21 protein-coding genes are annotated in these 25,041 nt (G+C 72.8%); 15 read left to right on the top strand and 6 right to left on the bottom strand.

What is annotated here, in order from left to right; all coding sequences use genetic code 11:
• Nucleotides 1-13: 13 nt before the first annotated feature.
• From M0L44_RS02355 to M0L44_RS02300, 12 genes are all read left to right on the top strand, one after another.
• Nucleotides 14-1,492: an aspartate aminotransferase family protein gene (locus M0L44_RS02355; RefSeq protein ID WP_252767993.1), complete on the top strand. Its 1,479-nt coding sequence runs from the start codon at nt 14-16 to the stop codon at nt 1,490-1,492.
• Nucleotides 1,493-1,506: 14 nt separating this feature from the next.
• Nucleotides 1,507-2,172, top strand: coding sequence for a hypothetical protein (locus M0L44_RS02350; protein ID WP_252767992.1), 666 nt, complete (start codon nt 1,507-1,509; stop codon nt 2,170-2,172).
• A gap of 52 nt (nt 2,173-2,224) precedes the next feature.
• Nucleotides 2,225-3,385, top strand: a complete 1,161-nt coding sequence (locus M0L44_RS02345) for an MFS transporter (RefSeq protein ID WP_252767991.1) — start codon at nt 2,225-2,227, stop codon at nt 3,383-3,385.
• Between the two features lie 13 nt (nt 3,386-3,398).
• Nucleotides 3,399-4,457, top strand: coding sequence for an NAD-dependent epimerase/dehydratase family protein (locus M0L44_RS02340; RefSeq protein ID WP_252767990.1), 1,059 nt, complete (start codon nt 3,399-3,401; stop codon nt 4,455-4,457).
• A gap of 10 nt (nt 4,458-4,467) precedes the next feature.
• On the top strand, nt 4,468-5,289 hold the full coding sequence (locus tag M0L44_RS02335; protein WP_252767989.1) for an SDR family NAD(P)-dependent oxidoreductase: 822 nt from the start codon (nt 4,468-4,470) through the stop codon (nt 5,287-5,289).
• Between the two features lie 14 nt (nt 5,290-5,303).
• Entirely contained in the window at nt 5,304-5,786 is a 483-nt protein-coding gene (locus tag M0L44_RS02330) for a DUF2147 domain-containing protein (RefSeq protein WP_252767988.1), read from the top strand.
• Nucleotides 5,787-5,833: 47 nt separating this feature from the next.
• A complete protein-coding gene (locus M0L44_RS02325; protein ID WP_252767987.1) occupies nt 5,834-6,832 on the top strand; it encodes an AraC family transcriptional regulator in 999 nt (332 codons plus the stop codon).
• 85 nt (nt 6,833-6,917) lie between these two features.
• Nucleotides 6,918-8,441 (top strand): flavin monoamine oxidase family protein, encoded by a 1,524-nt coding sequence (locus M0L44_RS02320; RefSeq protein WP_252767986.1) that lies wholly within the window; start codon nt 6,918-6,920, stop codon nt 8,439-8,441.
• Nucleotides 8,438-9,109: a c-type cytochrome gene (locus tag M0L44_RS02315; protein WP_252767985.1), complete on the top strand. Its 672-nt coding sequence runs from the start codon at nt 8,438-8,440 to the stop codon at nt 9,107-9,109. Before M0L44_RS02320 ends, M0L44_RS02315 begins: the two co-directional genes overlap by 4 nt.
• Nucleotides 9,110-9,192: 83 nt before the next feature.
• Entirely contained in the window at nt 9,193-9,720 is a 528-nt protein-coding gene (locus tag M0L44_RS02310; RefSeq protein ID WP_252767984.1) for a hypothetical protein, read from the top strand.
• Entirely contained in the window at nt 9,687-9,914 is a 228-nt protein-coding gene (locus tag M0L44_RS02305) for a hypothetical protein (protein ID WP_252767983.1), read from the top strand. The genes M0L44_RS02310 and M0L44_RS02305 overlap by 34 nt, the downstream gene beginning before the upstream one ends.
• Entirely contained in the window at nt 9,860-10,654 is a 795-nt protein-coding gene (locus tag M0L44_RS02300) for a MipA/OmpV family protein (protein WP_354004090.1), read from the top strand. The genes M0L44_RS02305 and M0L44_RS02300 overlap by 55 nt, the downstream gene beginning before the upstream one ends.
• Here the strand turns inward: M0L44_RS02300 and M0L44_RS02295 are convergent.
• Nucleotides 10,642-13,260, bottom strand: coding sequence for a cation-translocating P-type ATPase (locus M0L44_RS02295; RefSeq protein ID WP_252767982.1), 2,619 nt, complete (start codon nt 13,258-13,260; stop codon nt 10,642-10,644). The genes M0L44_RS02300 and M0L44_RS02295 overlap by 13 nt on opposite strands.
• A gap of 107 nt (nt 13,261-13,367) precedes the next feature.
• Here M0L44_RS02295 and M0L44_RS02290 point away from each other — a divergent pair, with 107 nt between their 5' ends.
• Nucleotides 13,368-15,506, top strand: a complete 2,139-nt coding sequence (locus M0L44_RS02290; RefSeq protein WP_252767981.1) for a putative bifunctional diguanylate cyclase/phosphodiesterase — start codon at nt 13,368-13,370, stop codon at nt 15,504-15,506.
• Nucleotides 15,507-15,525: 19 nt separating this feature from the next.
• Here the strand turns inward: M0L44_RS02290 and M0L44_RS22065 are convergent, their stop codons facing one another.
• The 3 genes from M0L44_RS22065 to M0L44_RS02270 form a co-directional block, all read right to left on the bottom strand.
• Nucleotides 15,526-16,251, bottom strand: coding sequence for a general secretion pathway protein GspB (locus M0L44_RS22065; protein WP_290429029.1), 726 nt, complete (start codon nt 16,249-16,251; stop codon nt 15,526-15,528).
• A gap of 3 nt (nt 16,252-16,254) precedes the next feature.
• Nucleotides 16,255-17,907: an ExeA family protein gene (locus M0L44_RS02275; protein ID WP_252767980.1), complete on the bottom strand. Its 1,653-nt coding sequence runs from the start codon at nt 17,905-17,907 to the stop codon at nt 16,255-16,257.
• Nucleotides 17,908-18,019: 112 nt separating this feature from the next.
• Entirely contained in the window at nt 18,020-18,217 is a 198-nt protein-coding gene (locus M0L44_RS02270; protein ID WP_252767979.1) for a hypothetical protein, read from the bottom strand.
• Nucleotides 18,218-18,493: 276 nt separating this feature from the next.
• On the opposite strand from M0L44_RS02270, the gene M0L44_RS02265 reads away from it, so the two are divergent.
• Nucleotides 18,494-19,645 (top strand): metallophosphoesterase family protein, encoded by a 1,152-nt coding sequence (locus M0L44_RS02265; protein ID WP_252767978.1) that lies wholly within the window; start codon nt 18,494-18,496, stop codon nt 19,643-19,645.
• 1 nt (nt 19,646) lies between these two features.
• On the top strand, nt 19,647-22,328 hold the full coding sequence (locus M0L44_RS22060; protein WP_290429028.1) for an AAA family ATPase: 2,682 nt from the start codon (nt 19,647-19,649) through the stop codon (nt 22,326-22,328).
• 18 nt (nt 22,329-22,346) lie between these two features.
• Here the strand turns inward: M0L44_RS22060 and M0L44_RS02255 are convergent, their stop codons facing one another.
• The gene (locus M0L44_RS02255; RefSeq protein WP_252767977.1) at nt 22,347-22,811 is read right to left on the bottom strand and encodes an RrF2 family transcriptional regulator; all 465 of its coding nucleotides are present in this window, start codon (nt 22,809-22,811) and stop codon (nt 22,347-22,349) included.
• 43 nt (nt 22,812-22,854) lie between these two features.
• On the bottom strand, nt 22,855-25,020 hold the full coding sequence (locus M0L44_RS02250) for a TonB-dependent receptor family protein (protein ID WP_435526379.1): 2,166 nt from the start codon (nt 25,018-25,020) through the stop codon (nt 22,855-22,857).
• Between the last annotated feature and the right edge of the window lie 21 nt (nt 25,021-25,041).

The following is a 25,041-nucleotide window of genomic DNA, read 5'->3' as shown; positions in this document are numbered from 1 at the left end:
ACGAATGCCTTCCATGAGCCCCTGTCCTCCCCCTGTCGCCGGCCTGCCGGCCCGCCCCGCCATCTCCGCCTGGCCCGATGTGGCCGAGCTCTACCGCCGCTTCGACGCGCTGGTCAAGCAGCCCATGCGCCCCATCCGGGCCGACAAGCTGCCCCAGGTCATGCGCTACTTCGACGAGCGCTGCCAGGGCTCGCGCCGCCTGGCCGAGCGGGCCAAGGCGGTGATTCCGGGTGGTGTGCAGCACAACCTGGCCTTCAACCACCCCTTCCCGCTGGCCATCACCCAGGCCGAAGGCGCCCACATGACCGATGTGGACGGCAACCGCTACATCGACTTCCTGCAGGCCGGCGGCCCCACGCTGCTGGGCTCCAACCACCCGGTGGTGCGGCAGAAGGTCAACGAGGTGCTCGACAGCTGCGGCCCGGTCACCGGCCTGCTGCACGAGTACGAGGTCAAGCTCGCCGAGCTGGTGTGCCAGAGCATGCCCGGCGTGGAGATGGTGCGCCTGCTGGGTTCAGGCACCGAGGCGGTGATGGGCGCGGTGCGCCTGGCCCGCGCCTACACCCGCAAGAAGTGGATCATCAAGGTGGGCGGCGCCTACCACGGCTGGAGCGATCAGCTGGTCTACGGCATGCGCCTGCCCAGCACCGGCCGCATGGAGGCGGTGGGCATCCCGCGCGGGGCCACCGGCAACACCCAGGAGTGCCACCCCAACGACCTGGACGCCCTGCGCCGCAAGCTGCAGCTCAACCGGCTGCGCGGGGGCACCGCCGCCGTCCTGCTGGAGCCGCTGGGCCCGGAGAGCGGCACCCGGCCGGTCCACCCCGACTACAACCGCCAGGTGCGCCAGCTGTGCGACGAGTTCGGCGCGCTGATGATTTTCGACGAGGTGGTCACCGGCTTCCGCCTGGGCATGGGCGGCGCCCAGGCCTACTTCAACGTCAAGCCCGACCTCACCGTGCTGGGCAAGTGTCTGACCGGCGGCTACCCCATGGCCGGCGCCATCGGTGGCCGCAAGGACGTGATGATGCTGCTGGTGGGCGGCATCGGCACCACCACGCGGCGGGCCTTCGTGGGCGGCACGCTCTCGGCCAACCCGCTGTCCTGCGTGGCCGGCTACCACGCGCTGCTGGAAGCGCAGCGCACTGGTGCCGCGGGCGTGGCCGGCCGGGCCGGTGACCGGCTGCGCCAGGGCCTGGAAGCCATCATCCATCGCCTGGGCCTGCCCTATGTGGTCTACAACATGGGCTCCATCGTGCACCTGCAGACCTCGGGCGTGCTGCTGCTGGACACCAGCAACATCTTCAAGCTGCTGCGTGTGAAGAACGAGGCCACGCAGCGCAAGCACATGATGGAGGCCATGGGCGCGGCCTACACCGCCCACGGCCTGATCACCCTGGCCGGCAGCCGCATCTACACCAGCCTGGCCGACACCGACGCCGTGATCGACGATGCCCTGAACCGTTTCGAAGACGTGTTCAAGCTGGTCTGAGGAGGCCCGCAGCGATGACGACCGACACCCAGGTGGACCCCCTCTCGCACACCCCGTGGCTGGCCCTGCGCGACCGGCTCCAGGCCAAGCGGCTGCTGGACGGGCCGGGCGCCAGCCTGTCCCTGCGAATCCCGGGCCAGCCGGCCATGTGGGTGGGGGCGGCCGACGACGCGGCACCCCGGCGGGTGAGCTGGGACCCGCAGCCTCGCCCCGCGGCGGCGGCTGATGCCTTGCAGGACCTGCACGCCATGGTCTACCGCCACCGTGACGATGCCGGCGCGGTGGCCTGGGGCGGCGGTGTCTTCGGCCATCGCCTGGCCGATGTGGGCGGTGTGCTGCCGCAGGTCTTCGACGAGCAGGCCCGCCACCTCGGCCCCATGGGCGCGCCGGCTGCCGACCTGACCGAGGCCGCCCGTGCGCTGCAGGCCGGCGGCCAGGTGCAGCTGCTGCAGGGCCGGCCGCTGTGCCTGGCCATGACGGCCACCCGCCTGGCGCTGAACACCGAACTGTTCGAGAAATGCGCCAAGGCCTATGTGCTGGCCGCGGCCAGCGGCGGGCCGGTGCGGCCCCTGCCGTGGCTGGTGCGCCGGGTGGCCAATGGCCGGCTGCGCAAGGACCGGCGCGCGGCCGTGGCCCGCTGGGCCCAGGGCCTGCTGCCCGAAGAGGCCAAGGGCTACTGACATGGCCCCGCCTGACGCGATCACCCCTGGCCACGACCCGAGGACCCTTGCCATGTCAACTGTCTCTTCCACCGAATTCACCGCGGGCCAGATGGTGTCGGCCCTGGCGGTGGGCTGTATCGGCGTGCTGATGGTGGGCATCCAGCCCATCCTGCTGGGCGAGCTGGTCGATGCCCACCAGGTCAGCCTCGAAGGCGTGGGCCTGGTGGCGATGGCCGAGATCATCGCCCTGGGCCTGGGGGTGGCGCTGGGCGACGCCCTGCTGCCGGTGGCGCGCCTGCGCCTGATCACGCTGCTGGCCGGGCTGCTGGGTGCCGGGCTGGACCTGCTCAGCCTGCAGGCCACCGGCGACGGCAGCATGACCGCGCTGCGCGCGGGGGCCGGCCTGGCCGAGGGCGTGCTGGTCTGGGGCACCACCGGCGTGGTGGTGCGCTGCGCCAACCCGGCTCGGGTGGCCGGCATCTTCTTCGTGGTGCAGACCCTGGGGCAGGCCGCCCTGGGCGCGCTGCTGGCCCACGCGGTGCTGCCGCGCTGGGGCTGGCAGGGCGGCTTCGCCACCCTGGCCCTGCTGACGCTGCTGGCGTTGCCGCTGGCCTTCGCGCAGCCGACGCGGTTGGCGCCGCTGTCGCCGCCCTCGGTGACGGGTTTTCGCTGGTCGCTGCGCACCATGCTGCCCCTGCCGGCGGTCCTGCTCCATCTGGCCGCCCTGGGCGCCTTCTGGGCCTATCTGGAGCCGCTGGGCCAGGCCGCCGGGCTGGATGCCCGGGCCGCGCAGTCCTTGATCGCCGGCGTGCTGTTCATGCAGGTGCTGGGCGGCAGCGTGGCCACCACGGCCGTGCGCCGCCTGCCCACGGTGCCCACGCTGCTGGTCTGCTCGGCGCTGCTGGGCGCCATCACCCTGGGCGTGCACCAGCTGCCGGGTGGCCATGCGCTGCACTTCATGCTGGGCTGCGCCGTGTTCGGCTTCGTCTGGCTGTTCATGCTGCCCTTCCACATCGCCCTGGCCTTCCGGGCCGACCGCAGCGGCCGGGTGGCCGGCCTGGTGCCCGCGGCCCAGCTGCTGGGCGCGGCCTTTGGGCCGCTGACCGCGTCCTTCCTCGTGCAAGGGGACGACGCCAGCCCGGTGCCCCTGCTGAGCAGCGGTTTCGCACTGCTGTCTGCAGGCGTGCTGTGGGCCGCGCGCCGCCACGGTTCCACCCCGCCATCCGCCTGAAAGGATGTTCTCCATGCCAACGACCTCCCTGGTCACCGGAGGCAGCGGCTTCGTGGCCTGCCATCTGGTCCAGCAGCTGCTGGAGGCCGGCGACACGGTGCATGCCACCGTGCGCAGCCTGCGCAACGAGCTCAAGCTGCGGCCGCTGCGCCAACTGCAGCAGCGCCATGGCGCACGGCTGCAGCTCTTCGAGGCCGATCTGCTGGCCCCCGGCTCCTTCGACCGGGCCATGGCCGACTGCAGCGTGGTCCACCATGTGGCCTCGCCGTTCATGCTGCCCGAGAAGATCAAGGACGGCCGGCGCGAGATGCTGGAGCCGGCGCTGCAGGGTACCCGCAACGTGCTGGGCAGCGTCGAGCGCACGCCCTCGGTGCGGCGGGTGGTGATGACCTCCACCGTGGGCGCCATCTTCGGCGACTACGCCGACGTGCTGCAGATGAAGAACGCCACGCTCAGCGAGGCCTGCTTCAACACCAGCAGCACGCTGGACAACAACCCCTACCACTACGCCAAGACCGAGGCCGAGAAGGAGGCCTGGCGGCTGTGCGAGGCCCAGCAGCGCTGGCGCCTGGTGACGATCAACCCCGGCATGATCCTGGGGCCCTCGCTGACCCCGGGGTCCGAGTCGGGCAGCCTGTTCCTGCTCGACGAGATGCTCAAGGGCTATTTTTTCTACGGCATGCCCGACCTGAGCCTGACCACGGTGGACGTGCGCGAGGTGGCCCAGGCCCATGTGCAGGCCGCGCGCCGGGAAGAAGCCCATGGCCGTTACATCCTGGCCGAGCGCCAGATGCTGTCCTTCGTGGACATTTCGAAGCTGCTGCGCGAGGTCCATCACCGGCCCTGGCTGCTGCCCCGGCACCAGATCCCCGACCTGCTGGTGCGCCTGATCGGTCCCCTCTTCGGGCTCACGCAGGACTACATCCGCAAGCACCTGGGCATCCGCTTCGCGGTGGACAACCACCGCAGCATCGCGGAGCTGGGCATCGTCTACCGACCGGTGCGCGAGACCCTGGTCGACCATTACCGCAGCTGGGCCGCGCAGCGCGCCATCCCCGCGGCACGGGCCTGAGGAGACCCCCATGGAGTTCGCTGGCAAGGCGGTGTTGATCGTGGGCGCGTCGTCGGGCATCGGCCACGCGCTGGCCCTGCGGCTGGCGGCCGAGGGTGCGCGCGTGGCGGTCACCGCCCGGCGGCAAGAGCGGCTGGACGCCCTGGTGGCGCAGATGCGGGCACGGGGCGCGCAGGGGCTGGCGCTGGCCGCCGACGCGCAGGACCCGGCGGCCGCCGAGCAGGCGGTGCAGGCCTGCGTGCAGGCCTTCGGCCGCATCGATCTGCTGGTGCTCAATGCCGGCGGTGCGCCGGCCCTGGACATGCGCACCCTGGGCGCACGCGAGGTGGCCGCCTGCATGCGCGGCAACTACGACGTGGCGGTGAACTACCTCTTCCCCGTGCTGCGGCAGATGGTGCGTCAGGGCGGCGGCCTGGTGGCGCAGACCAACTCGCTGGCGGGCTTTCTGGGCGTGCCGCTGCAGGGGCCGTATTCGGCGGCCAAGGGGGCGCTGCCCCTGCTCATCGACACCTGCCGGATCGAGTTCGGGGCCTACGGCATCCGCTTCGCCTCGGTCTACCCCGGCTTCGTGGCCACCGAGGCCACGGCCCACGACGGCATGCCCGCGCCCATGGAGATTTCCGAAGCCCAGGCGGTGGCCCACATCGTGCGGGCGCTGCGGCGCGAACGCATGGACACCCGCTTCCCCTGGTCCACCGGCTGGCTGACCCGCCTGGCCCAGCTGCTGCCCAAGGGGATCACCAGCTGGATTCTGCGCAAGGAGCTGCCGGACCTGCCGCGCGAGCAGGTGGGCCCGACGGTCGGCCTGGCCGCCCGCGGCGCTGAACACTGAAGGAGAGGTCTCCCATGCCCATCGCCCGCACCGCTGCCGTCCTGGCGCTGACCCTGTCGCTGAGCCCCGCGCTGCGCGCGGCCGACAGCGGGGACGACTTCCTCGGCACCTGGCGCACCGCCCAGGGCGACGCCGTCATCCAGCTGCAGCGCTGCGCCATCTACCACGGCGGCCCGCCCACCGGGCTGTGCGGCGTGATCGTCTGGGAGTCCGAGGTCGGCAAGCCGAACCGGACCTCTCCGGTGGACTGCAACCGCAAGATCTTCGAAGCGGCCCGCTTCGACAACGGCGTCTGGAAGGACGGCTGGGCCTTCGACACCCGCAAGCGCAAGGCCTACAACGCCAAGCTGCGGCTCAAGGATGGCCATGTGCATGTGCGCGCCTACGTGGGCAGCGAGGTCAACGGCGAGACCGAGATCTTCACCCGCGTCACCGAGGTGCCCACGGGCTGCGAGGGCGTGCAGCCGGGCTCGGCCCTGGTGGGCGGGGGCATGTGATGCCGGACCCGGCAAGGCCCGCGGACCGGCCCGACCCCGGGGCGGCCGTGTTCTCGCCCAGCCTGGCCCGCGCCGTCCTGCGCTGCGCACAGCGCCATGGCGTGGACGGGCAGCGCCTGTGCCGCGGCCTGGGCTTCGAGCCCAGCGATCTGCAGCAGCGGCCCGAGCTGCGCCTGTCCTACCGCCAGACGGGGGCGCTGATCCGCCGCTTCCAGCGGGCCGTGGGCCACCGTGTCTCGGGCCTGTCGGTCGGCCTGCAGCAGACCCCGCTGAGCTGGGGCCTGGCCGGTGTCGGCATGCTCACCTGCCGTACCGTGGGCGAGGCGGCGCAGTACGGGCTGCAGCATCAGCTGGCGGCCGGCGCGGCGCTGGACCATGTCTCCCACCGCGAGGGGGCGCACTTCGTCATCGAGCAGCGGCCGCGCTTCGACGACCCGGACCTGATCGTCTTCCTGGTGGAGGAGAGCTTTGCCAGCATCGTGGCGGTGGTCCGCAGCCTGATCGGGCCGCAGTTCCGTCCGGCGGCGCTGACGCTGGCCTATCCCGCCCCGGCGCATGCGGCCGAGTACGCCGCCGCCTTCCAGTGCCCGGTCCGCTTCGACGCCCCGGCCCATCGGCTGAGCTGTGACCTGGACTGGCTGGAGCACACCCTGCCGGTGCACGATCCGCTGGCCGGGGCCTTGCTGCGCGGGCAGCTCGACCGGCTGCTGGTGCCCGCGCCGCCCCAGAGCGACTTTCTGGTGGCCGCGACCACCTTTTTGCGGACCCAGCTGCAGCAGCCGGTCACCCTGGGTGACCTGGCGCAGGCCCTGAACCTGAGCTGCCGCACCGCCACCCGGCGCCTGGGCGAGCAGGGCGTGAGCTTCCAGGGCCTGCTCGACCAGCTGCGCCGCGAGCAGGCCGATGCCTTGCTGGCCCGCCGCGCGGCCCGGGTGGCCGATGTGGCCGCGGCGGTGGGCTTCTCCGACCCCAGCAACTTCCGGCGGGCCTACCAGCGCTGGACCGGCCGCCCGCCGCGGGCGCCCCTGTCGGCTGGCGCCGATTGACCGGTTTCTGGCGGCCACGGACCGTGCCCGGCGCCGCCCCCCTCGGAAGAATGGCGAACGACGCACGCAACCGAGGAGATGCGCAATGGGCGCTGACACAGCAGGACCCCGGGCCCACCCCGCGGTAGAGCCACCCGACACCGGCCGCCGCCGCTGGCTGCAAGGGGCCGCCGTGTTGGCCTCGGGCCTGGCGGCCACCGCCCCCGCGGGGGCGGGCCCTCGGCCGGCCACCCAGGGCGATGGCGACGGCGAGGTGCTGGATGTGCTGATCATCGGCGCCGGTCTGGCCGGCCTGACGGCCGCGCGCGACCTGCACCGAGCCGGCAATCGCCGCTTCCTGGTGCTCGAAGCGCGGGACCGGGTGGGCGGGCGCACCCTCAACCACCAGCTGCGCGATGGTCAGATCAGCGAGGCGGGCGGGCAGTGGATCGGGCCGGGCCAGACCGCCGTGGCCGACCTGGCCCGCGAGCTGGAGATCGGCACCTTCAAGTCCGACTACCGCGGGCGCGGGGTGTACTGCATGGGGCAGGGGAGGGTGGTCGAGGACACCCACGGCCAGGTGGACATGGACCCCACGCTCGTGGCCGAGGTGGATGCGCTGGCGCGCAGCCTGCGCCCCGTGCGGCCCTGGGCCGCGCCCGAGGCGGCGGCGCTGGACAAGCTGAGCATGGCCGACTGGCTGGCCCGTCGCCACGTGAGCGAGCAGGACATGCTGACCTGGCAGTTCGCCTCGGTGCTCACCATGGGGACCTCGCTGGCCCAGGTGTCCCTGCTGCAATACCTCTCGCTGATCCGCTATGCCGGCGGCTTCCAGACGCTGGAGGGCCAGAAGGATGCGGCACAGGAGACGCGCTTCATCGGCGGCTCGCAGCGCTTGAGCATTCGGATGGCCGAGGCCTTGAAGGACTTCGTGCGCCTGAAGACGCCGGTGACGCGCATCGCCCACTGGGACCAGCCCGTCACCGAGGTGCACACGCCCCAGGGCGTGTTCCGCGCCCGCCGGGTGATCGTGGCGCTGTCGCCCTCGCTGTGCCACCGGCTGGCCTTCGAGCCCGCGCTGCCTGCCGACCGGCAGCGCCTGCAACGCCTGTGGCCCACCCACGGGCCCTTCGCCAAGACGGCCATGGTCTACCCCGAGCCCTTCTGGTTCGCCAAGGGCTACAACGGCCAGATCGGCTGCGTGGACGGGCCGGTCATCTGGTCCTACGACAACTCGCCGCCCGACCAGCGCCTGGGCGTGATCAACGCCTTCGTGCGCATCGGCGAGATGCCGGGCGACCCTGCGGCGGCCCGACAGCGGCTGGCCACGATCTACGCCGAGGCGATGCAGGACAAGCGCTTCCTCGCGCCGCTGGAGTTCCATCTGCAGGACTGGGGACAGGAGCCCTACACCCTGAGCTGCGTGTCGCCGATGGCGCCGGGCTTTCTCACCAGCGGCCTGATGCCGGCCCTGACCCGCAACCTGGGCTCGCTCATCTGGTCCGGCACGGAAACGGCCGACCTCTGGTACGGCTACATGGACGGCGCGGTGCGCTCCGGCCACACCGCGGCGCTGGTGGCCCTGCAGGCCCTTCAGTCCCGCCTTGCCGGGCGGGAGGTGTCGGCATGAACGCCTCTCGGACTTCGATGCGCGGCCGCATCTCGCGCCTGTGGCTGCTGTTGTTGGCCCTGGCCCTGGGGGCCGGGCTCTACTGGGGCCGGGACGTCTGGGGCCTGTGGCAGTTCAAGCAGGCGCTGGACCGGGAGGCCGCCCAGGTGGCCGCGCGCGGACCGCAGGCCAGTGCCTGGGCCCAGGCCTGCGTGGGCTGCCATGGCTTCGGTGGCGCCAGTCTCAACCCCGCCTATCCGCGCCTGGCCGGTCAGCCCGCGGCCTACCTCGAGGCCCAGCTGCGGCGCTTCGCCAGCGGTGAGCGCCGCAACCCGCAGATGGAGCCCCTGGCCGCGTCCCTGAGCGAGGCCCAGATCCATGCCCTGGTGGCCTACTTCTCGGCCTCGGAGGCCGGGCTGACGCCGGGCCGCGCCATGGTCCTGCTGCCGCAGCTCGCATCCTGCACCGCCTGCCATGGCGCCCAGCTGCAGGGCGGCAGCGCGACGTCCGCCACCGGCCCCGTGGCCGCGCCGCGCCTGGCCGGGCAGTCGCCGGGCTATCTGGCGCGCCAGCTGCGTGCCTTCCGCGCCGGCGACCGCGTCGATCCGTCCGGGCAGATGCAGGCGGTCAGCCGCAGCCTGAGCGATCAGGACATCGATGCGCTGGCCCGTGCCCTGGCCCAGCCCTGAGACGCCGGCCCGGCGTCTGGCGTGCACCGCTGACCTGCATCTCCTTGTTTCCCTGGCTTCCTGTCTCTCCTTTTGACCCTGGCATGACTCCGACACAACTCTCCTCGCCGCCGCTGTACCCGCGCGCGGTGGCCCTCATCACCTGGCTGGGCGTTCTCCTGGGCTTCGCCTGTCTGTACCTGGCCCTGCGCACGGTCGATTTCGACCTGGATGCGATGACCGATCCGCTCAACCAGCTGCGGCGGGCCAGCCTGGAGAAGGCCGATCTGATCGAGGGGGCGATGCTGTGCGACATCTTCGGCTTCTACCTGCTGATGATCCCGGCGACGCTTTACCTCTGGCACTGGCTGCGCGAGCGCAACCCCTTCGTGATGGCCGTGGCCACTGTCTGCATGCTGCTCTACATCCTCACCGGGGCGCTGGGCGGCGGCATCCTGTCCGTGCTGTGGCCCAGCCTGATCCGGGATCACGTCCAAGCGGCCAGGACCCGGCGCGGCTGCAGATCCTCACCGAGCAGTTCAAGCTGGTCACCCAGCTGGTCTACACCGGCCTGTGGGGGCGGGTGGAGTACCTGCTGGTGGGCGTCTGGGGCGCCTGTGTCAGCGCGCTGACCTGGCGCGACCACAAGGCCTTCGCCGTGGTGGGCTTCATCGGCGCGCTGGGCTCGGTGCTGTCGGGCGTGGGCGAGCTGTTCTCGCTGCGGGGGCTGGCCGACAACGCCCTGAACGTCTACATGATCGTGGTGCCGCTGTGGGTGGCCTGGGCGGGCGGGATGGCGTGGAAGCGCGGGAAGGATCTCTGGTGAGCGCGCCTGTTCGGACCTTCCTGCGTCGGGTGAGGGTGTGGGCCGGTGTGGCGACGCTGGCCCTGGCCGGGGCGGCGGGGGCCGCCGACCTGTCCGGGGATGTCGGCATTGGGGCGGTCCGGTCGCCGCACGACATCCGGGGTGTTCGCACGAGCACCGATCCCATGCCCTACCTGAATTTCACCTGGGGCCCGGTCTTCGCACGCATCGACACCTTCGGTGTGCAGTTGGCGCCGCTGGGCGATGGTGCGCTGGAGCTCGTGGGCCAGTACCGTGGCGATGGCTACCGGGTGTCGGGCCTGCGCCGGCGCGATGACGCGATCCCCCTGGGCCTGGGCACGCTGCAGGTGACGCCGGTCGGCGCATTCGGTCTGAACGTCCTGGGGGACCTCGGCCCCTCCGGCGGGCTGATCGTGCAGGCCCGCTACCTGGCCCGGTTCCGCCTGGGGCGGACCACGCTCTTTCCCGAACTCGGTCTGGAGTTCGAGGATGCCGCCTACGTCCGGTACTACGCGGGCGTCTCGGGGTCGGATCTGGCGACGGTCGGCCCGGCCTACCGGCCCGGGGCCGCCCTGAACCCGCACCTGGGGCTGCTGGTGGAGACGCCGCTCACGGACCGGATTGAGTTGCATGCCTACTGGCGCGCGCAGTTCCTGGATGACGCCATCCGCCGCAGCCCGCTGTCGACGGGGGACCGGGTGCGCTCGACGGTGTTGCTCGGGCTGGCCTACCGGTTCTGAGTCGGCGGCTGGCTTCGGGCGGTCCGTCGCCGCCAGGCCTTCTCCACCTCCACCACCGCCCAGACCAGGCCCGCGGCGGCAAAGCACAGGCCCAGTTCGGCGGCGTCCAGGGCTTGGGTGTGGAAGATGGCCTGCAGGGCCGGCACATAGAGCGTGGCCAGCTGCAGGGCCACGCTCAGCAGCACGGCCCCCAGCAACGGGCGGTTGCTGCCCAGGCCCAGGCGCCACAGCGGCTCGGTCTCGGAGCGGATGGCCAGCAGGTGGGCCATCTGGGTCAGGGTCAGCGCGGTGAAGACCATGCTTTGCCAGTGCGTGTCGCCCACCTGCAGGGCCCAGGCCTGCAGGGCCAGGCACAGGCCGCCGATCAGCAGGCCCACCCACAGGGCGTGCTGCCACAGGCCGTGGGCGAAGATGCTTTCGGTGGGGGGGCGGGGCGGGCGTTGCATCACCCCGCGCTCGGCGGGTTCGCCGGCCAGGGCCAGGCCGGGCAGGCCGTCGGTCACCAGGTTCACCCACAGGATGTGGATGGGCAGCAGCGGCACCGGCAGGCCCAGCAGCGGGGCCAGAAACAGCACCCAGATCTCGCCGGAGTTGCCGGTCAGCGCGTAGCGGATGAACTTGCGGATGTTGTCGAAGATGCGCCGGCCCTCGCGCACTGCGGCCACGATGGTGGCGAAGTGGTCGTCCAGCAGCACCAGGCTGCTGGCCTCGCGGGCCACGTCGGTGCCGCCCAGACCCATGGCCACGCCGATGTCGGCGGCCTTGAGCGCGGGGGCGTCGTTGACGCCGTCGCCGGTCATTGCGACGAACTCGCCGCGCGCCTGCAGGGCCTGCACGATGCGGATCTTCTGCGCCGGGTCCATGCGGGCATAGACCGCCACCTCGGCCACCCGCGCGCCCAGCAGGGCGTCGTCCATCCGGGCCAGCTCGGCGCCGGTCAGCACCGGGGCCTGCGCGTCGTCCACGATGCCCACCGCCTGGGCGATGGCGCGCGCGGTGCCGGGGTGGTCGCCGGTGATCATCACCGGTCGGATGCCGGCGGCCCGGCATTCGGCCACGGCGGCGGCGGCCTCGGGCCGCGGCGGGTCCATCAGGCCCACCAGGCCCAGCAGGGTCAAGTCGCGTTCGACCTCGTCGGCGCCGGCCTGGGTGGCCAGGGTCTGCGGGTCCAGGCGGCGGCGGGCCAGGGCCAGCACCCGCATGCCCTGGCCGGCCAGGGCCTCGGCCTGGGCCAGCCAGGGGCTGGGGGCCTGGGTGCAGCGGGGCAGCAGGGTTTCCGGGGCGCCCTTGACCCACAGCCAGGCGGCAGCCTCGTCCGCAGCGGAGGTGGCCGGTGTCAGGGTGCTCATGCGCCGGCGCTCGGCGTCGAAGGGCCATTCGCGCAGGCGGGGCGCGGCCGGGGGGCTGTCCCCAGTGGGGCCGGCCCACTCCGCCAGCGCCACTTCGGTGGGTTCGCCCTGCCAGCCCTGCGGGTGGGCCCGCGCGTCGTTGCAGCGCAGGGCGGCCTCGCGCAGCAGGGCGTCCCCGGCCGGGTGGGCCGACCGCCAGACCTCCACCTGCATCCGGTTGCGGGTGAGGGTGCCGGTCTTGTCCGAACAGATCGTGGTGACCGAGCCCAGCGTCTCCACCGCCGGCAGCTGGCGCACCAGGGCCTGCACCCGCACCAGGCGGCGCGCCCCCAGGGCCAGCAGCACGGTGACCACCGCAGGCAGGGCCTCCGGGATGGCGGCCACCGCCAGGCTGATGGCGGTCAGCCCCATCAGCAGCACCGGCTCGCCGCGCAGCACGCCGATGGCGAAGACCACCGCGCACAGGCCCAGCACCCCCATCGACAGCCGCCGGCCGAAGGCGGTCAGCCGCTGCTGCAGGGGCGTGCTGCGGCGCTCGGCCTGGGCCAGCAGGCCGGCGATGCGACCCAGCTCCGTGCCGGCGCCGGTGGCCACCACCAGGCCGGTGGCCCGTCCGTGGGTGACCAGGGTGCCCTTCCAGGCCATGTTGTTGCGTTCGCCCAGCGCATGGGCCTGGCCCTCGGCGGGCGGGGGCAGGGCGGCGGGCTGCTTGTCCACGGCCTGCGATTCCCCCGTCAGGGCGGATTCATCGGTCCGCAGCTGAGCCACCTGGTGCAGGCGCAGGTCGGCGGGCACCTGGTCGCCCGCCTCCAGCAGCACCACGTCGCCCGGCACCAGCTGATCCGCCGGCACCGGCCCCACCTGGCCGTCGCGGCGCACCTGGGCGTCGTGGGTGGCCAGGCGCTGCAGGGCGGCCAGGGCCTGGTCGGCCTGCCACTCCTGCACCGCGGAGATCACCGTGTTGAGCACCACGATGACGGCGATCACCACCGTGTCGGCCAGGTCGCCGATCAGGCCCGACACCAGGGCCGCGGCCAGCAGCACCAGCGTCATGGTGTCGAGCAGGGGGGTCAGCAGGCGCATCCACCAGGGCCGCGGGGCGGCTTCGGCCAGGCGGTTGGGGCCATGGCGGGCCTGGCGGCGCTGCACCTCGTCCATGGCCAGGCCCTGTGCTGGGTCCACCTGGAGCCGGCGGGCGACCGCCTCGGGGCTGTCCAGATGGTGGTCGGGGGCTGACAGAGGCGTGAATTTGTCCATGGCGGCACGGTGCAGAGGTTCAAGCTGGCCGGGACTCGACCGAAAACAAGGCCTCGACCTGACACAGTGCGAGATCCGCGCTGTTCCTGATCCCTTCCGGCCTTCGCATGCAGCCTGTCTACCACCCCGGCACGGTGGCCTTGTCCATTCTGATTGCCGCCTTTGCATCCTATGTGAGCCTGGACCTGGCGAGCCGGGTGCGCGCCCACGACCGCATGGCCTCGGTCGGTTGGGTGGGGGCGGGGGCGTTGGTGATGGGCTCGGGCATCTGGGCCATGCACTTCGTGGGCATGCTGGCCATGCAGTTGCCCATCGAGATCGGCTACCGGCCCGGCATCACCCTGCTGTCCTGGGCGGCCGCGGTGGCCACGTCCGCGCTGGCGCTGTACATCGCCACCCGTGAGCGCCTGGACGCGCTGCTGCTGGGCGGCGGCGCACTGGCCATGGGCGCGGGCATCTGCACCATGCATTACACCGGCATGCTGGCGATCGAGCTGGTGCCGGCCCTCCAGATCGACCCTGCCTGGGCGGCCCTGTCGGCCGTGATCGCCTGCGGGGCTTCGGCCGCGGCGCTCCTGATCTTTTTCTGGATGCGGGGCCTGCGCGGCGCCCAGTTCCGTCTGGCCCAGGGCGCGGCGGCCCTGGTCATGGGCGCGGCCATCGCCGGCATGCACTACAGCGGCATGGCCGCAGCGCGGTTCCCGTCGGATGCCATTTGTCTCAGCGGCGACGGCCTGGGGGGCCAGAGCCTGGGTTGGTGGGTGGGCGCCGCCACCGGCGTGCTGCTGCTGATTTCGCTGTTCACCTCGGTGCTCGATGCCCGCTTGAGCGCCAAGGCCCAGCGCCTGGCCCGTTCGTTGCACCATGCCAATGGTCAGCTGGCCCAGGTGGCGCTGGCCGACCCGCTCACGGGGGTGCCCAACCGGATGCTGCTGGAAGACCGGCTGGGTCACGCGGTGGACCGCGCCGACCGCGCCAACGAAGGCCGGCGAGCCGGCATGGCCCAGGCCCGCCTGGCCCTGCTGTTCGTGGATCTGGACGGCTTCGCGGCCATCAACGACAGCTTCGGCCATGGCACCGGGGACCGGGTGCTCAAGGAGATGGCGCTGCGGCTGCGCGGCTGCCTGCGCGACGCCGACTCGGTGTCCCGCGTCGGCGCCGACCAGTTCGTGCTGCTGCTGGAGGACATGGCCGGCGAGGCCGATGCCCTGGCCGTGGCGCAGCGGGTGCAGGAGGCGGTGGGCCAGCCGGTGGACCTGGGCGAGCGGCCGCTCACCCTGTCGTGCAGCATCGGCATCGTCATCTACCCGGACCATGGCCGGCGCGACCGTCTGCTGTCCCATGCCGAGGCGGCCATGCACCAGGCCAAGCGGGCCGGCGGCGGGGGCTGGGCCTTGTTCGACCAGGCCATGGGCGCCGACGTGCGGGCCCAGATCGAACTGCAGGAAGACCTGCGCGCCGCGCTGCAGCGCAACGAACTGCTGCTGCACTACCAACCGAAGGTGGACGCCGGCAACGGCCAGATCCGCAGCCTGGAGGCTTTGGTGCGCTGGCAGCACCCCCGCCACGGCCTGCTCGGGCCGGGGCAGTTCATCCCGGTGGCCGAGCGCTTCGGGCTGATCAATGCCCTGGGCGGCTGGGTGATCCGCGAGGCCTGCCGGCAGCTTGGGGTTTGGTCACGTCAGGGGCTGCGGCTGCGGGTTTCGGTCAATCTCTCGGTGCACCAGGTGCGCCAGGGCCATGTGGTCGAGCAGATCGAGGCCGCGCTGCGCGAGCATGGCGTGGCCGCCGAGCAGCTGACCTGCGAGATCACCGAGTCGGTGGCCATGGAGGACACGGCGGCCACCCAGGCCATGCTGGCGGGGCTGGCGCGCGCCGGCGTGAAGCTGTCGATCGACGACTTCGGCACCGGCTATTCCAGCCTGTCCTACCTCTGCAAGCTGCGGCCCCAGGAGCTGAAGATCGACCGCAGCTTCGTGCAGGACCTGGAGACCAGTGCCGACGCCCGCGCGGTGGTGGACGCCATCATCCACCTGGCCCGGGCCCTGCGCCTGACGGTGGTGGCCGAGGGGGTGGAGACGCGTGACCAGGCCGAGGTGCTGCTGGCGCTGGGCTGCGACGAACTGCAGGGCTTCTTCTTCGCCCGCCCGATGAGCGTGCAGGCCCTGGTGGCCGGCGGCCTGCTGACCTCCGACGGCCAGGACCCGGTGGAATTCACCGCCTCGGCCTACGTCCCGCTGGGGTGAGCCCCGGCGGGACCGCCCCTCACAGGGGGTGGTGCATGCGCTGCCCCTTGTAGCGCAGCACCAGTTCATGCGGGCGGATCTGCTCGAGCACCAGGTCCGGGCCCAGCGTGGCACCTTCGTGCACCACGTCCCCGTGCACGATCACAAAGCGGCTGGCCGGGTCGTCCGAATACACCGAGCCGCTGATGGACAGCTTGGCCACCTCGCGCTTGAGGGCGGCGCTGGCCTCCTGGATCGGCGCCACCGCCGGTGCGGCCGTGGCCGGCATGGGCAATGGCGTCGGTGTGGGGGCGGGTATCGGTGCAGGTGACGGGCTGGGCGCCGCGGGCTTCGGGGCCGGGGTGGGCACTGCGACGGCGGAGGCCGGGCGCACCGGGGGCGGCGTGGGCGTGGGTCCCTCCGTGGTCTGGCGGGCTGGCGGCGGCACCGGGACCGGTGCAGGGGCCGGTGTCGTGGGGGCGGCCGTTGGCAACGCTTGCGTCCGGGGCGCGGTGCCTTCCGGCGCGGGAACGGGTGCGGGAACGGGGGTGGGAGGCGATGGGGCGCGGGTCCACCACCAGCCGGCGGCCAGGCCGCTGCCCACCATCAGCACGGCGCCCAGGGCCCAGGGCCACCAGGGCGCGGCCACTGGCGCGGGGGCGGCCGGTGACGGGCTGCCGCCCTGGCTGTGCAGCCCGGGCACGGGCTGGCGCTCGCGTTCGCGCTCGGCGTCCGCCCGGCGCAGGGCATCAAGGATGTAGGACATGGCTCAGGGCTTGGGGTGAGACAGGGTGGGCTCGGCGGCGCCGGCCGCCCGGTTCAGCTGCATCAGGGTGACCGGGCCCACCAGCGCGTCCGGCTTCAGGCCGTGGCGGATCTGGAAGGCCCGCAGGCGCGTGTTCAGCGGGCTGCTGGCTGCCGCCGCGGGCAGGGCGGCTGTCAGCTGGGTGTCCAGCCAATGGCTGAAAGCGGGGCTGCGGGCACTGCCGGGGGCATAGCCTTCCGGCAGGCGCCAGAGCACGCCGAACTCGCCCTGCCAGGCCAGGGCCAGCTCGCCCAGTGGCAGGCGGCGGGCTTGGCCATCGAGTGTCACCGTGGCGTCCGCCGCGTCCAGTCCGGTCAGCAGCACCGCTGTCTCAGGCCGACCGGGGGGATGCAGGGTGAGCACGGCCGGCCGGTCCAGGCTGGCCAGCAGGTCCAGGCTGCCGCTGGGCGCCAGGTGGCAGCCCAGGCCGTGCCGGGCCGCGGTGTCGCAGGCCGATTCGCCATTGACCGGGGCCAGATCCCATTGCCGCAGCAGGCCGTCCCAGGCCGTGCGGGCGCTGTCGGCTGGCAGCTCGGCCAGGTGCACCAAGGGCGGAGGGACGGAAGCGGTGGACGCTGCGGCCGATGCGATGGCGGCGGCAGACACCGCTGCCGCGGAGGCGGACACGGCCCGGCTGGCGGCCAGGGCCGGGGCAGCGGTGGATGCCGGTGCGTGGGGCGCAACGGCCGCCGGCGCCTGGGCCCGCTGCCAGGCCCAGAGCAGGCCGGCGCCCAGCAGCGCACTCCCCAGCAGGGCCAGGCCCAGGGCCTGGGCTCGGCGCCGGGGAGGCTCAGGGGCGGGCCGGGCGTGGTCGAACACCTCGCGGGCGGCCTGGAGGACGATGTCCGGGCCGATGGCCCGGGTGCCGGTGGCATAGGCGCCCAGCATGGCGCGGTCGCACAGCAGGTTGATGCGCCGCGGCACGCCCCGGGTGATCTGGTGGATGCGGCGCACGGCGGCCGGGGTGAAGGGCACCGGGCCGGCCAGGCCGGCCACCCGCAGGCGGTGCTGGATGTACTGGCCGGTTTCCGGTTCGGACAGGGCCTCCAGGTGGAAGCGGGCGATGACCCGCTGGGCCAGCTGTTCCAGTTCGTGCCGGGCCAGCATGCTGCGCAGCTCGGGTTGGCCGATCAGGATGATCTGCAGCAGCTTGCGTTCGTTGGTTTCCAGGTTGGTCAGCAGGCGCAGCTGTTCCAGCACGTCGGCCGACAGGTTCTGGGCCTCGTCGATGATCAGCACCGCGTTGCGCCCGGCCGCGTGCAGGCCCAGCAGGAAGGCGTTGAGCGGGTCGACGTAGTCCTTGACCGTCTGTGCGGCGGCCGGCACCGCGACGTGGAACTCGTCGCACACGGTGCGCAGCAGCTCCAGCACGCTGAGCTTGGGGTTGAAGATGTAGGCCACCTGGCAGTGGGCCGGCACCTGCTCCAGGAAGCAGCGGCAGACGGTGGTCTTGCCTGCGCCGATCTCGCCGGTCAGCAGCACGAAGCCGCCCCCGCCGTCCAGCCCGTAGAGCAAGTGGGCCAGCGCCTCGCGGTGGCGCTCGCTCATGAACAGGTAGTGCGGGTCGGGGGCGATCGAGAAGGGCGCCTGCTTCAGCCCGAAAAAGTCGGCGTACATGGCACGCAGGATAACCGGCCCGCCGCAGGGGATACCCCAAAACGCGAGGGGGCCGGTGCATGACGCACCGGCCCCCTCGCGGGAAACAGTTCAGAAGCGGATCAGCCCGGGTTCAGCGCGGCAACTCGATCTGCGGGGCCGCATCGGCCAGATCGGCGCCCAACAGCCAGGGCTGAGCCGACTCGTAGCCCAGCTCGAACTCGGTGCTGTCGGCCGGTCCGACGACCACCGGCTTGCTGCGGGACCACCAGCGCCGCTGCATCTTGGGCGCGGCCGGAGCGGTATCGGGGCGGTTCGCGGGCAGAGTCATGGCGGTCTCCTGTGGCGGTTGGCGGTCGGTTTGTGTTCGTGGTGTCAAATCGAGGGAGTACTGCAGAGCTCGATGGTTCCACTGTAGAAGCGACTTGACCACTTCCGAGTCGGCTCATCCCCAAAGCGGATGTAGGAATTTGCCTGACACGTTGGGTCTCACCCCCTCCTGCTGGCTCAGGGCCTGAGCCCCTGACCATCGAGAATCCTCCGCTGACCCTTGTTTCGTCCTCTGTGAAGTTATGTTGAGGGGCGTTTCAGCCCGGAGCCCGTTCATTTGTCACGCTTTGTCCACACCGCCGACTGGCAGATCGGCCGCCTGTTCCAGACGTTGCATGCCGACAACGCCGTCCCCCTGGCCGAGGCGCGGCTGAGTGCCGTCGAGCGCCTGGCGGCCCTGGCCACCACGCACTGCGTCGACGCCGTGCTGGTGGCCGGCGACGTCTTCGACGCCCAGACCGTCAGCGAGCGCACCGTGCGCCGGCTGTTCAACGCCATGGCCGGCTACCGCGGCCCCTGGCTGCTGCTGCCGGGCAACCATGACGCCGCCTTGACGGAAAGCGTCTGGACCCGGGCCGAACGGATGGGCGTGCTGTCACCGAACATTCATCTGCTTCTCACGCCCGAAGTGCGGGTCTTCCCGGATGCTGGCTTTGCGGTGCTGCCCGCGCCGCTGACCCAGCGCCACACCTTCGCCGACACCACCCAGTGGTTCGACAGCGCCGAGACGCCCGCCGGCCTGCTGCGCATCGGCCTGGCCCACGGCAGCGTGCAGGGCCTGCTGGCCGAGGACATCGACGCGCCCAACCCCATCGCCCCGGACCGACCCCGGACCGCCCGGCTGGACTACCTGGCCCTGGGCGACTGGCACGGCTGCAAGATCGTCAGCCCCCGCCTGGCCTACAGCGGCACGCCCGAGCCCGACCGCTTCCGCTCGGCCGAGGCCGGTCAGGCCCTGCTGGTGGAGATCGACGCACCCGGCGCCGAGCCGCGGATCACGCCGTTGCCAGTGGGCCAGTTCCGCTGGGCCGCCTGGCCGGTGGCCCTGCAGGTGCCCAGCGACCTGGACGCCCTGCTGGCCCGGCTGGACGCCCTGGGCCCGCAGGACGTGATCGACCTGAGCGTGAGCGGCGCCACCGACCTGGCCGGCCTGCAGCGGCTACAGGCCGCCCTGGCCCGGGCCGAGGCCCAGGCCCGGCACCTGCAGGCCGACCTGGGTGCGCTGCGCCTGCAGCCCACCGAGGAGGACCTGGCCGCCCTGCAGGCCGACGGCTACCTGGGCGAGGTGCTGGCCGAGCTGCGCCAGACCCTGGCCGCCCCGGGCCTGGACGAGGCCGCCCGCGAAACCGCGCAGGACGCGCTGGCCCTGCTGGCCGCCGAGCTGCTGGCCCGGCCGGCGGCCGGTGCCTCTGGCGGGGAGGGACGCTGAGATGACGCTGCAACTCACCCGCCTGCGCGTCGAGCAGCTGCGGCGCTTCCGCCAGCCCTTCGAACTGGCCGGCCTGACGCCGGGCCTGAACATCCTGGCCGGCCCCAACGAGGCCGGCAAGAGCACCCTGGTGCGGGCCCTCCGCGCCGCCTTCTTCGAACGCCACCGCTCCAACGCGGCCGAGCACCTGCGCCCGCACGGCGACAGCGCCGCCGCGCCCACCATCGAGCTGGACTTCCTGCTCGACGGCCAGGCCGGCCAGCTGCGCAAGACCTTCCTGGCCCGCAAGCGCTGCGAGCTGCAGTGGGCCGGCCAGCGCCACGAAGGCGCCGAGGCCGAGGACTGGCTGGCCCAGCGCTTCGGCTTCTCCTACGCCCTCAAGGGCGAGAGCAAGCCGCAGAACTGGGGCATCCCCGGCCTGCTGTGGGTGGAGCAGGGCGAGGGCCAGCGCCTGGATGTGGACCCCGCGCGCGACTACCTGCACGACGCCCTGGCTGGTCAGGCTGGCCAGGCCGGCGGCGCCCTGGCCGCCAGCGGCGGCGACGAACTGCTGGAACGGTTGCGCGCCCAGCGCCAGTTGCTGCTGACTCCCAAGGGCGGCGCCCCCACCGGCGAGCTCGCCCAGCTGATCAGGCAGGGCGAGGCCCTGGCCGCCGAGCGCGAGGCGCTGGACCGCCAGATCCAGGCCTACCGCCAGCAGGTGGACGAGCTGGCCGCGCTGCGCCAGCAGCATGCCGCCGACGAGGCTGCCCGCCCCTGGGAGGCCCTGCAGGCCCAGCTGGACGCGGCGCGGGCCCGCCAGACCGAGCTGCAGGCCCAGCAGGCCCAGCTGGCCACCGACCTGGCCCGCCAGACCCAGCTGGCGCAGACCCGCGAGCTGCTGCTGACCCAGCTGGCCCAGGGCACCCAGCTGCAGGCCGCGCTGGCCCAGCGCCAGCAGGCCCTGGACGAGGCCACCCGCCAGGAGGCCGATGCCCAGGCCGCGGCCCGGGCCGCCCAGGCCCCCTGGCAAGCCGCGCAGGCCGCCAGCGCCGCCGCCCGCGACGCGCTGAACCGCGCCCGCCAGGCCCAACAACGAGCCCTGCTGGCCCGGCAGCGCGACGAGGCCCGCACGCAGCTGGCCCAGGGCCGCGCCGCCCTGGACCAGGCCCAGACCGCCCAGGCGGTGCTGGACGAACTGCGTCGCCAGCCGGCCGCCCAGCCCTTCGGCGCCACCCAGCTCCAGCAGCTGCGCGGCCTGGAACGCGCTTGGCGCGACGCCGAGCTGCGCCGCCAGGCCGTGGCCACCCGCCTGCAGTTCACCCTGCCGCCGGGCCCGCCGCTGGCCCTGCGCACGGCCGCAGGCACCCAGGCCCTGCAAGGCCAGGGCGAGCAGCTGCTGGACGCACCGGCCACGCTGACCCTGCCGGGCGGTGGCGAGCTCACCATCACCCCCGGCGGGCAGGACCTGGCCGCGCGCGCCGCCGCCCAGGCCGAGGCCCAGGCGGCCTTGCAGGCCGCGCTGCAGCGTCTGGGCCTGGCCGACCTGGCCGAGGCCGAGGCCCGCGCCCTGGCCCATGCCGAATGGCAGACCCGCCACCAGCTGGCCCAGCAGGCCCTGGCCAATGTGGCGCCTCAGGGGCTGGAGGCCTTGCGCGCGGCGCTGGCCCAGGCCGAAGGGCGGGCCGAGGCGACCGAGCAGGCCCTGGGCCGGCTGGCGCCGCTGCCGGCCGAGGCCACCACCGAGTCGATCGAGGCGGCCGAGAGCCCCGAGGCCGCCGAAGCCCGGCTGGACGCCGCACGCCAGGCCGAGCAGCGCACCCAGCAAGACCTGGCCCAGGCCCAGGCCGCGCTGGCGGCGGCCCAGTCCCGCCTGGCCACGGCCCGGCAGGAACAGCAGTCGGCCCAGGCCGCCCTGGACGACCCGGCCCGCCAGGCCCGCCAGGCCCAGGCCCAGCAGCAGCTGCTGGCCGTGCAGGGCGAGGAGGCGGCGCTGGCCGCGCGCATCGCCCAGGCCCAGGCCGCGCTGGCCGAGGCCCGGCCGGACATCGTGGCCCAGGACATCGCCCGCCTGCAGGCCAGCGTGGGCCAGCGCCTGGGCCAGCACCAGCAGCGCGCGTCCGATCTGCAGGTGCGCGCCGCCACGCTGCAGCAGGCCGGCGCGCTGGGGCTGGAAGAACAGCGCGACACCCTGGCCGGCGAGCAGGCCCGGGTGGCCCGGCGCGTGGCCGAGCTGCAGCGCCGCGCCCGCGCGCTGGACTGGCTGTGCCGCACGCTGGATGCCAAGCGCCAGGCCACGCTGGCCCGACTGCAGGCGCCGCTGCAGCAGCGCCTGCAGCACTACCTGCCGCTGCTGCTGCCGGGGGCGCGGGTGGAGATCACCGAGGCGCTGGCGCCGGGCCAGCTGCTGCGCCCGGGCCCGCAGGGCCAGCCCGAGGCCGGGGCGGTGGACGAGCTGAGCTTCGGCGCGCGCGAGCAGCTGGGCCTGATTGCCCGCTTCGCCTATGCCGATCTGCTGCGCGAGGCCGGCCGGCCCACGCTGCTGATCCTGGACGACGCGCTGGTGCACAGCGACGCCGGCCGGCTGGCCCAGATGAAGCGGGTGCTGTTCGATGCCGCGCAGCGCCACCAGGTGCTGCTGTTCACCTGCCACCCCGAGGACTGGCAGGACATGGGCGTGCCGCTGCGGCACCTGGCGCCCTGAGGCCTGTCGGGCCGAAAGTCAGCGCCGATGTGCACCCGCCACGGGCAGGGCCACGCGCACACCGGCCTTGGCCGGGTGGGTGGGGGGTAGCACATCGGCCAGGGTCTGCGCATCCAGGCAGGCGAGAAAGGCCGCCAGCGCGCTGTCGAACACGCCGGCCAGCCGGCATTGACCGGTCAGCAGGCAGCCATGTTCGTGCGGAGGGCCCATGCACTCGACCAACTGGAAATCCGGCTCGATCGAGCGCACCAGGGCGCCGAGCACGATGTCCTGCGGCGCCCGTGCCAGCCGCATCCCCCCGCCCTTGCCGCGCACCGTGGTGACCCAGCCCTGCTGGCTCAGCAGGTGGGTGATTTTCATCAGGTGGGCCTGCGAGATGCCGTGCACCTGCGCCACCTCGGCAATGGTGCACAGGCGCTGCGGGTGCTGCCCCAGGTGCATCAGCAGCCGCAGGGCATAGTCGGTCATCGCGGTCAGTCGCATCACAGTCTCCTGGATGCGATTGTGACCAGGGCGGGCGCCGGCCTCAGAAGGTGTAGCCGGCGTTCAGGCCCAGCAGCCAGGTGCGGCCGGGCGCGGGCTCGAAGAAGCGGCTGTTGCCCTCGTTGACGATGACCGAGCCGGCATAGTGCCGGTCGGCCACGTTGTCCAGGCGGGCGAACTCGCGCAGCGTCCAGCCACCGGCCTTCTGGGTCCAGGACACCCGCAGGTTGACCACACCGTAGGCCGGCGCGGCATCGGTGTTGCGGTCGTCCACAGAGACCTTGCCGACCTGGCGGAACTCCACGGCGCCTTCGAAACCGCTGGCCTGCGGGCGCCACTGCAGCTCGGTGTAGAAGGTGAGGTCCGGGATGCCGGGGATGCGCTTGCCAGCGGCCACTTCGACCGAAGGCGTGGTGCAGGGCGCGGCCGTGCAGGTGAGGAAGCTGTCGCGGTAGCGGGCGTCCAGCGTGGCCAGCGCGGCGTACCACCACAGGTCGTGGCCCAGCGGGCCGGTCAGGCTGGCGTCCAGGCCCTGGCGCAGGGTGCGGCCCACGTTCTGGAAGGTGGAGCGGCCGCCGCTGTTGGTCAGCACCGCGATCTCGTGGTTGGTGCGGGCCTCGTAGTAGGCGATGTTGGCCAGCCAGGGGCCGGCCCAGCCGTCCCAGCGGGTCTTGGCGCCCAGTTCCCACTGCCGGCTGGTGGCCGGCGACAGGCCGAAGTTCAGGCCACCGCCGCCCGGCCGGTAGGCCAGTTCGTTGAAGGTGGGCGTCTCGAAGCCGCGGCCGAAGGAGGCGTAGAGGTGCAGGTCCGGCGAGAGCTTGTACATCAGGCCGGCCACCGGGGTGCTGGCCTCGTAGGTGGTGCTGCCGCTGTCGTTGCCGTTGTTCAGGTAGCGGTCGGACGAGACGAAGCCGACCTTGGAATGCCGCAGGCCCAGCAGCGCGTTCCAGTCGCTGGCAAAGGCCCAGTTGGCCTGCAGGTACTGGTCGAAGCTGCTCACCCGGTTGAGCTCATTGCGGCGCAGCGTGCCTTCCACGCCCAGCGCGTCGGGGTCGGCCGCCGGGCCGGTGAAGCTCTGGAAGCCCAGGCGGTGCTCGTTGAGGATGTCGTCGCTCAGGCCCGCGGTGAACTCCAGCGGCCGCGCCAGCAGTGTGCCGCTGTGGGTCCAGCGCAGGTCCTGGCCCCAGTAGTTGCGCGACAGATCGATGACGCCGCCGGGGCTGCTGGCCGCCTGCTGGCTGGTGGGCGGGATGGACTGGTACTGCACCGTCTCGCGTTCGCCGTAGTAGCTGGTCCACTGCAGGCGGTCGTCGCGGCCCAGGCGCTGGTTCAGGATCAGGCCGGCCTGGCTCTGGTTGACCGACTTGCGGGTGTTGTAGAGCGTGGCCACGCTGGCCACCTGGCGCGGGTCGGCCTGCCAGTCGGCGCGGGTCAGGCCCAGCGGGTCCTGGGCCTCGGGCATGTCCACGCTGTTGAGCACCAGGGTCCAGCGGGTGTCCTCGCTGGTGGCCAGGCTGAACTTGCCGTTGAAGGTGGTGCGCTCGGCCGCGCTGTGGTCGCGGTAGCCATCGGTCTGGAAGTGGTTGGCGCTGATGAGGTACTGGGCGGCGCCCTGCTGGCCGCTGAGCTGCACGCCCACGCGGTGCGCGTGGTCGCTGCCGAAGGCGGCCGACAGCTCGGCCACCGTGTCCGGGCCACCGTCCTGGGTGAAGACGTTGACCACGCCGCCCGAGGAGTTGCCGTACAGCGACGAGAAGGGACCGCGCAGCACCTCGATGCGTTCGGCCGAGGTGAGGTCGATGTGCGAGGTCTGGCCCTGGCCGTCGGGCATGGTGGCGGGGATGCCATCGACGAACAGGCGCAGGCCACGCACGCCGAAGGTGGAGCGGGCGCCGAAGCCGCGCGAGGAGATCTGCAGGTCCTGGGCGTAGTTCTGGCGGTTCTGGGCCACGATGCCCGGCACCCGGGCCAGCGACTCCGACAGGTTGACCTGCAACTGGCTGGCGTTCAGGACGTCGGCGTCCAGCGCGTCGATCGAGGCGGGGATGTCGAACGCGGGCTGGGCGGTGCGGGTGGCCGTCACCACGACGGTGCCCAGGTCATGGGTCTGGACCTGGGCCCGGGCTTGCGCGCACAGGACCGCGCAGGCGATGGCCACGGCCAGCACAGGGTGGGGCACGGTGGACCGGTGCCGCCCTGGCGCGGGCATCGTGGCGGAACGGGAAGAAGG

The sequence above is a fragment of the Ideonella oryzae genome (assembly GCF_024055665.1).
Classification (GTDB): Bacteria; Pseudomonadota; Gammaproteobacteria; order Burkholderiales; family Burkholderiaceae_C; genus Ideonella; species Ideonella oryzae.
The sequence above is the reverse complement of the archived record's forward strand: the minus strand, read 5'-3'. Positions and strand labels throughout refer to the sequence as shown.

Bases quoted from the DNA above. Each gene is read 5' to 3' on its own strand.
- M0L44_RS02355 (WP_252767993.1), top strand. From the start codon at position 14: ATGAGCCCCTGTCCTCCCCCTGTCGCCGGCCTGCCGGCCCGCCCCGCC.
- M0L44_RS02350 (WP_252767992.1), top strand. From the start codon at position 1,507: ATGACGACCGACACCCAGGTGGACCCCCTCTCGCACACCCCGTGGCTG.
- M0L44_RS02345 (WP_252767991.1), top strand. From the start codon at position 2,225: ATGTCAACTGTCTCTTCCACCGAATTCACCGCGGGCCAGATGGTGTCG.
- M0L44_RS02340 (WP_252767990.1), top strand. From the start codon at position 3,399: ATGCCAACGACCTCCCTGGTCACCGGAGGCAGCGGCTTCGTGGCCTGC.
- M0L44_RS02335 (WP_252767989.1), top strand. From the start codon at position 4,468: ATGGAGTTCGCTGGCAAGGCGGTGTTGATCGTGGGCGCGTCGTCGGGC.
- M0L44_RS02330 (WP_252767988.1), top strand. From the start codon at position 5,304: ATGCCCATCGCCCGCACCGCTGCCGTCCTGGCGCTGACCCTGTCGCTG.
- M0L44_RS02320 (WP_252767986.1), top strand. From the start codon at position 6,918: ATGGGCGCTGACACAGCAGGACCCCGGGCCCACCCCGCGGTAGAGCCA.
- M0L44_RS02315 (WP_252767985.1), top strand. From the start codon at position 8,438: ATGAACGCCTCTCGGACTTCGATGCGCGGCCGCATCTCGCGCCTGTGG.
- M0L44_RS02310 (WP_252767984.1), top strand. From the start codon at position 9,193: ATGACTCCGACACAACTCTCCTCGCCGCCGCTGTACCCGCGCGCGGTG.
- M0L44_RS02295 (WP_252767982.1), bottom strand. From the start codon at position 13,260: ATGGACAAATTCACGCCTCTGTCAGCCCCCGACCACCATCTGGACAGC.
- M0L44_RS02290 (WP_252767981.1), top strand. From the start codon at position 13,368: ATGCAGCCTGTCTACCACCCCGGCACGGTGGCCTTGTCCATTCTGATT.
- M0L44_RS22065 (WP_290429029.1), bottom strand. From the start codon at position 16,251: ATGTCCTACATCCTTGATGCCCTGCGCCGGGCGGACGCCGAGCGCGAA.
- M0L44_RS02275 (WP_252767980.1), bottom strand. From the start codon at position 17,907: ATGTACGCCGACTTTTTCGGGCTGAAGCAGGCGCCCTTCTCGATCGCC.
- M0L44_RS02270 (WP_252767979.1), bottom strand. From the start codon at position 18,217: ATGACTCTGCCCGCGAACCGCCCCGATACCGCTCCGGCCGCGCCCAAG.
- M0L44_RS22060 (WP_290429028.1), top strand. From the start codon at position 19,647: ATGACGCTGCAACTCACCCGCCTGCGCGTCGAGCAGCTGCGGCGCTTC.
- M0L44_RS02255 (WP_252767977.1), bottom strand. From the start codon at position 22,811: ATGCGACTGACCGCGATGACCGACTATGCCCTGCGGCTGCTGATGCAC.
- M0L44_RS02250 (WP_435526379.1), bottom strand. From the start codon at position 25,020: ATGCCCGCGCCAGGGCGGCACCGGTCCACCGTGCCCCACCCTGTGCTG.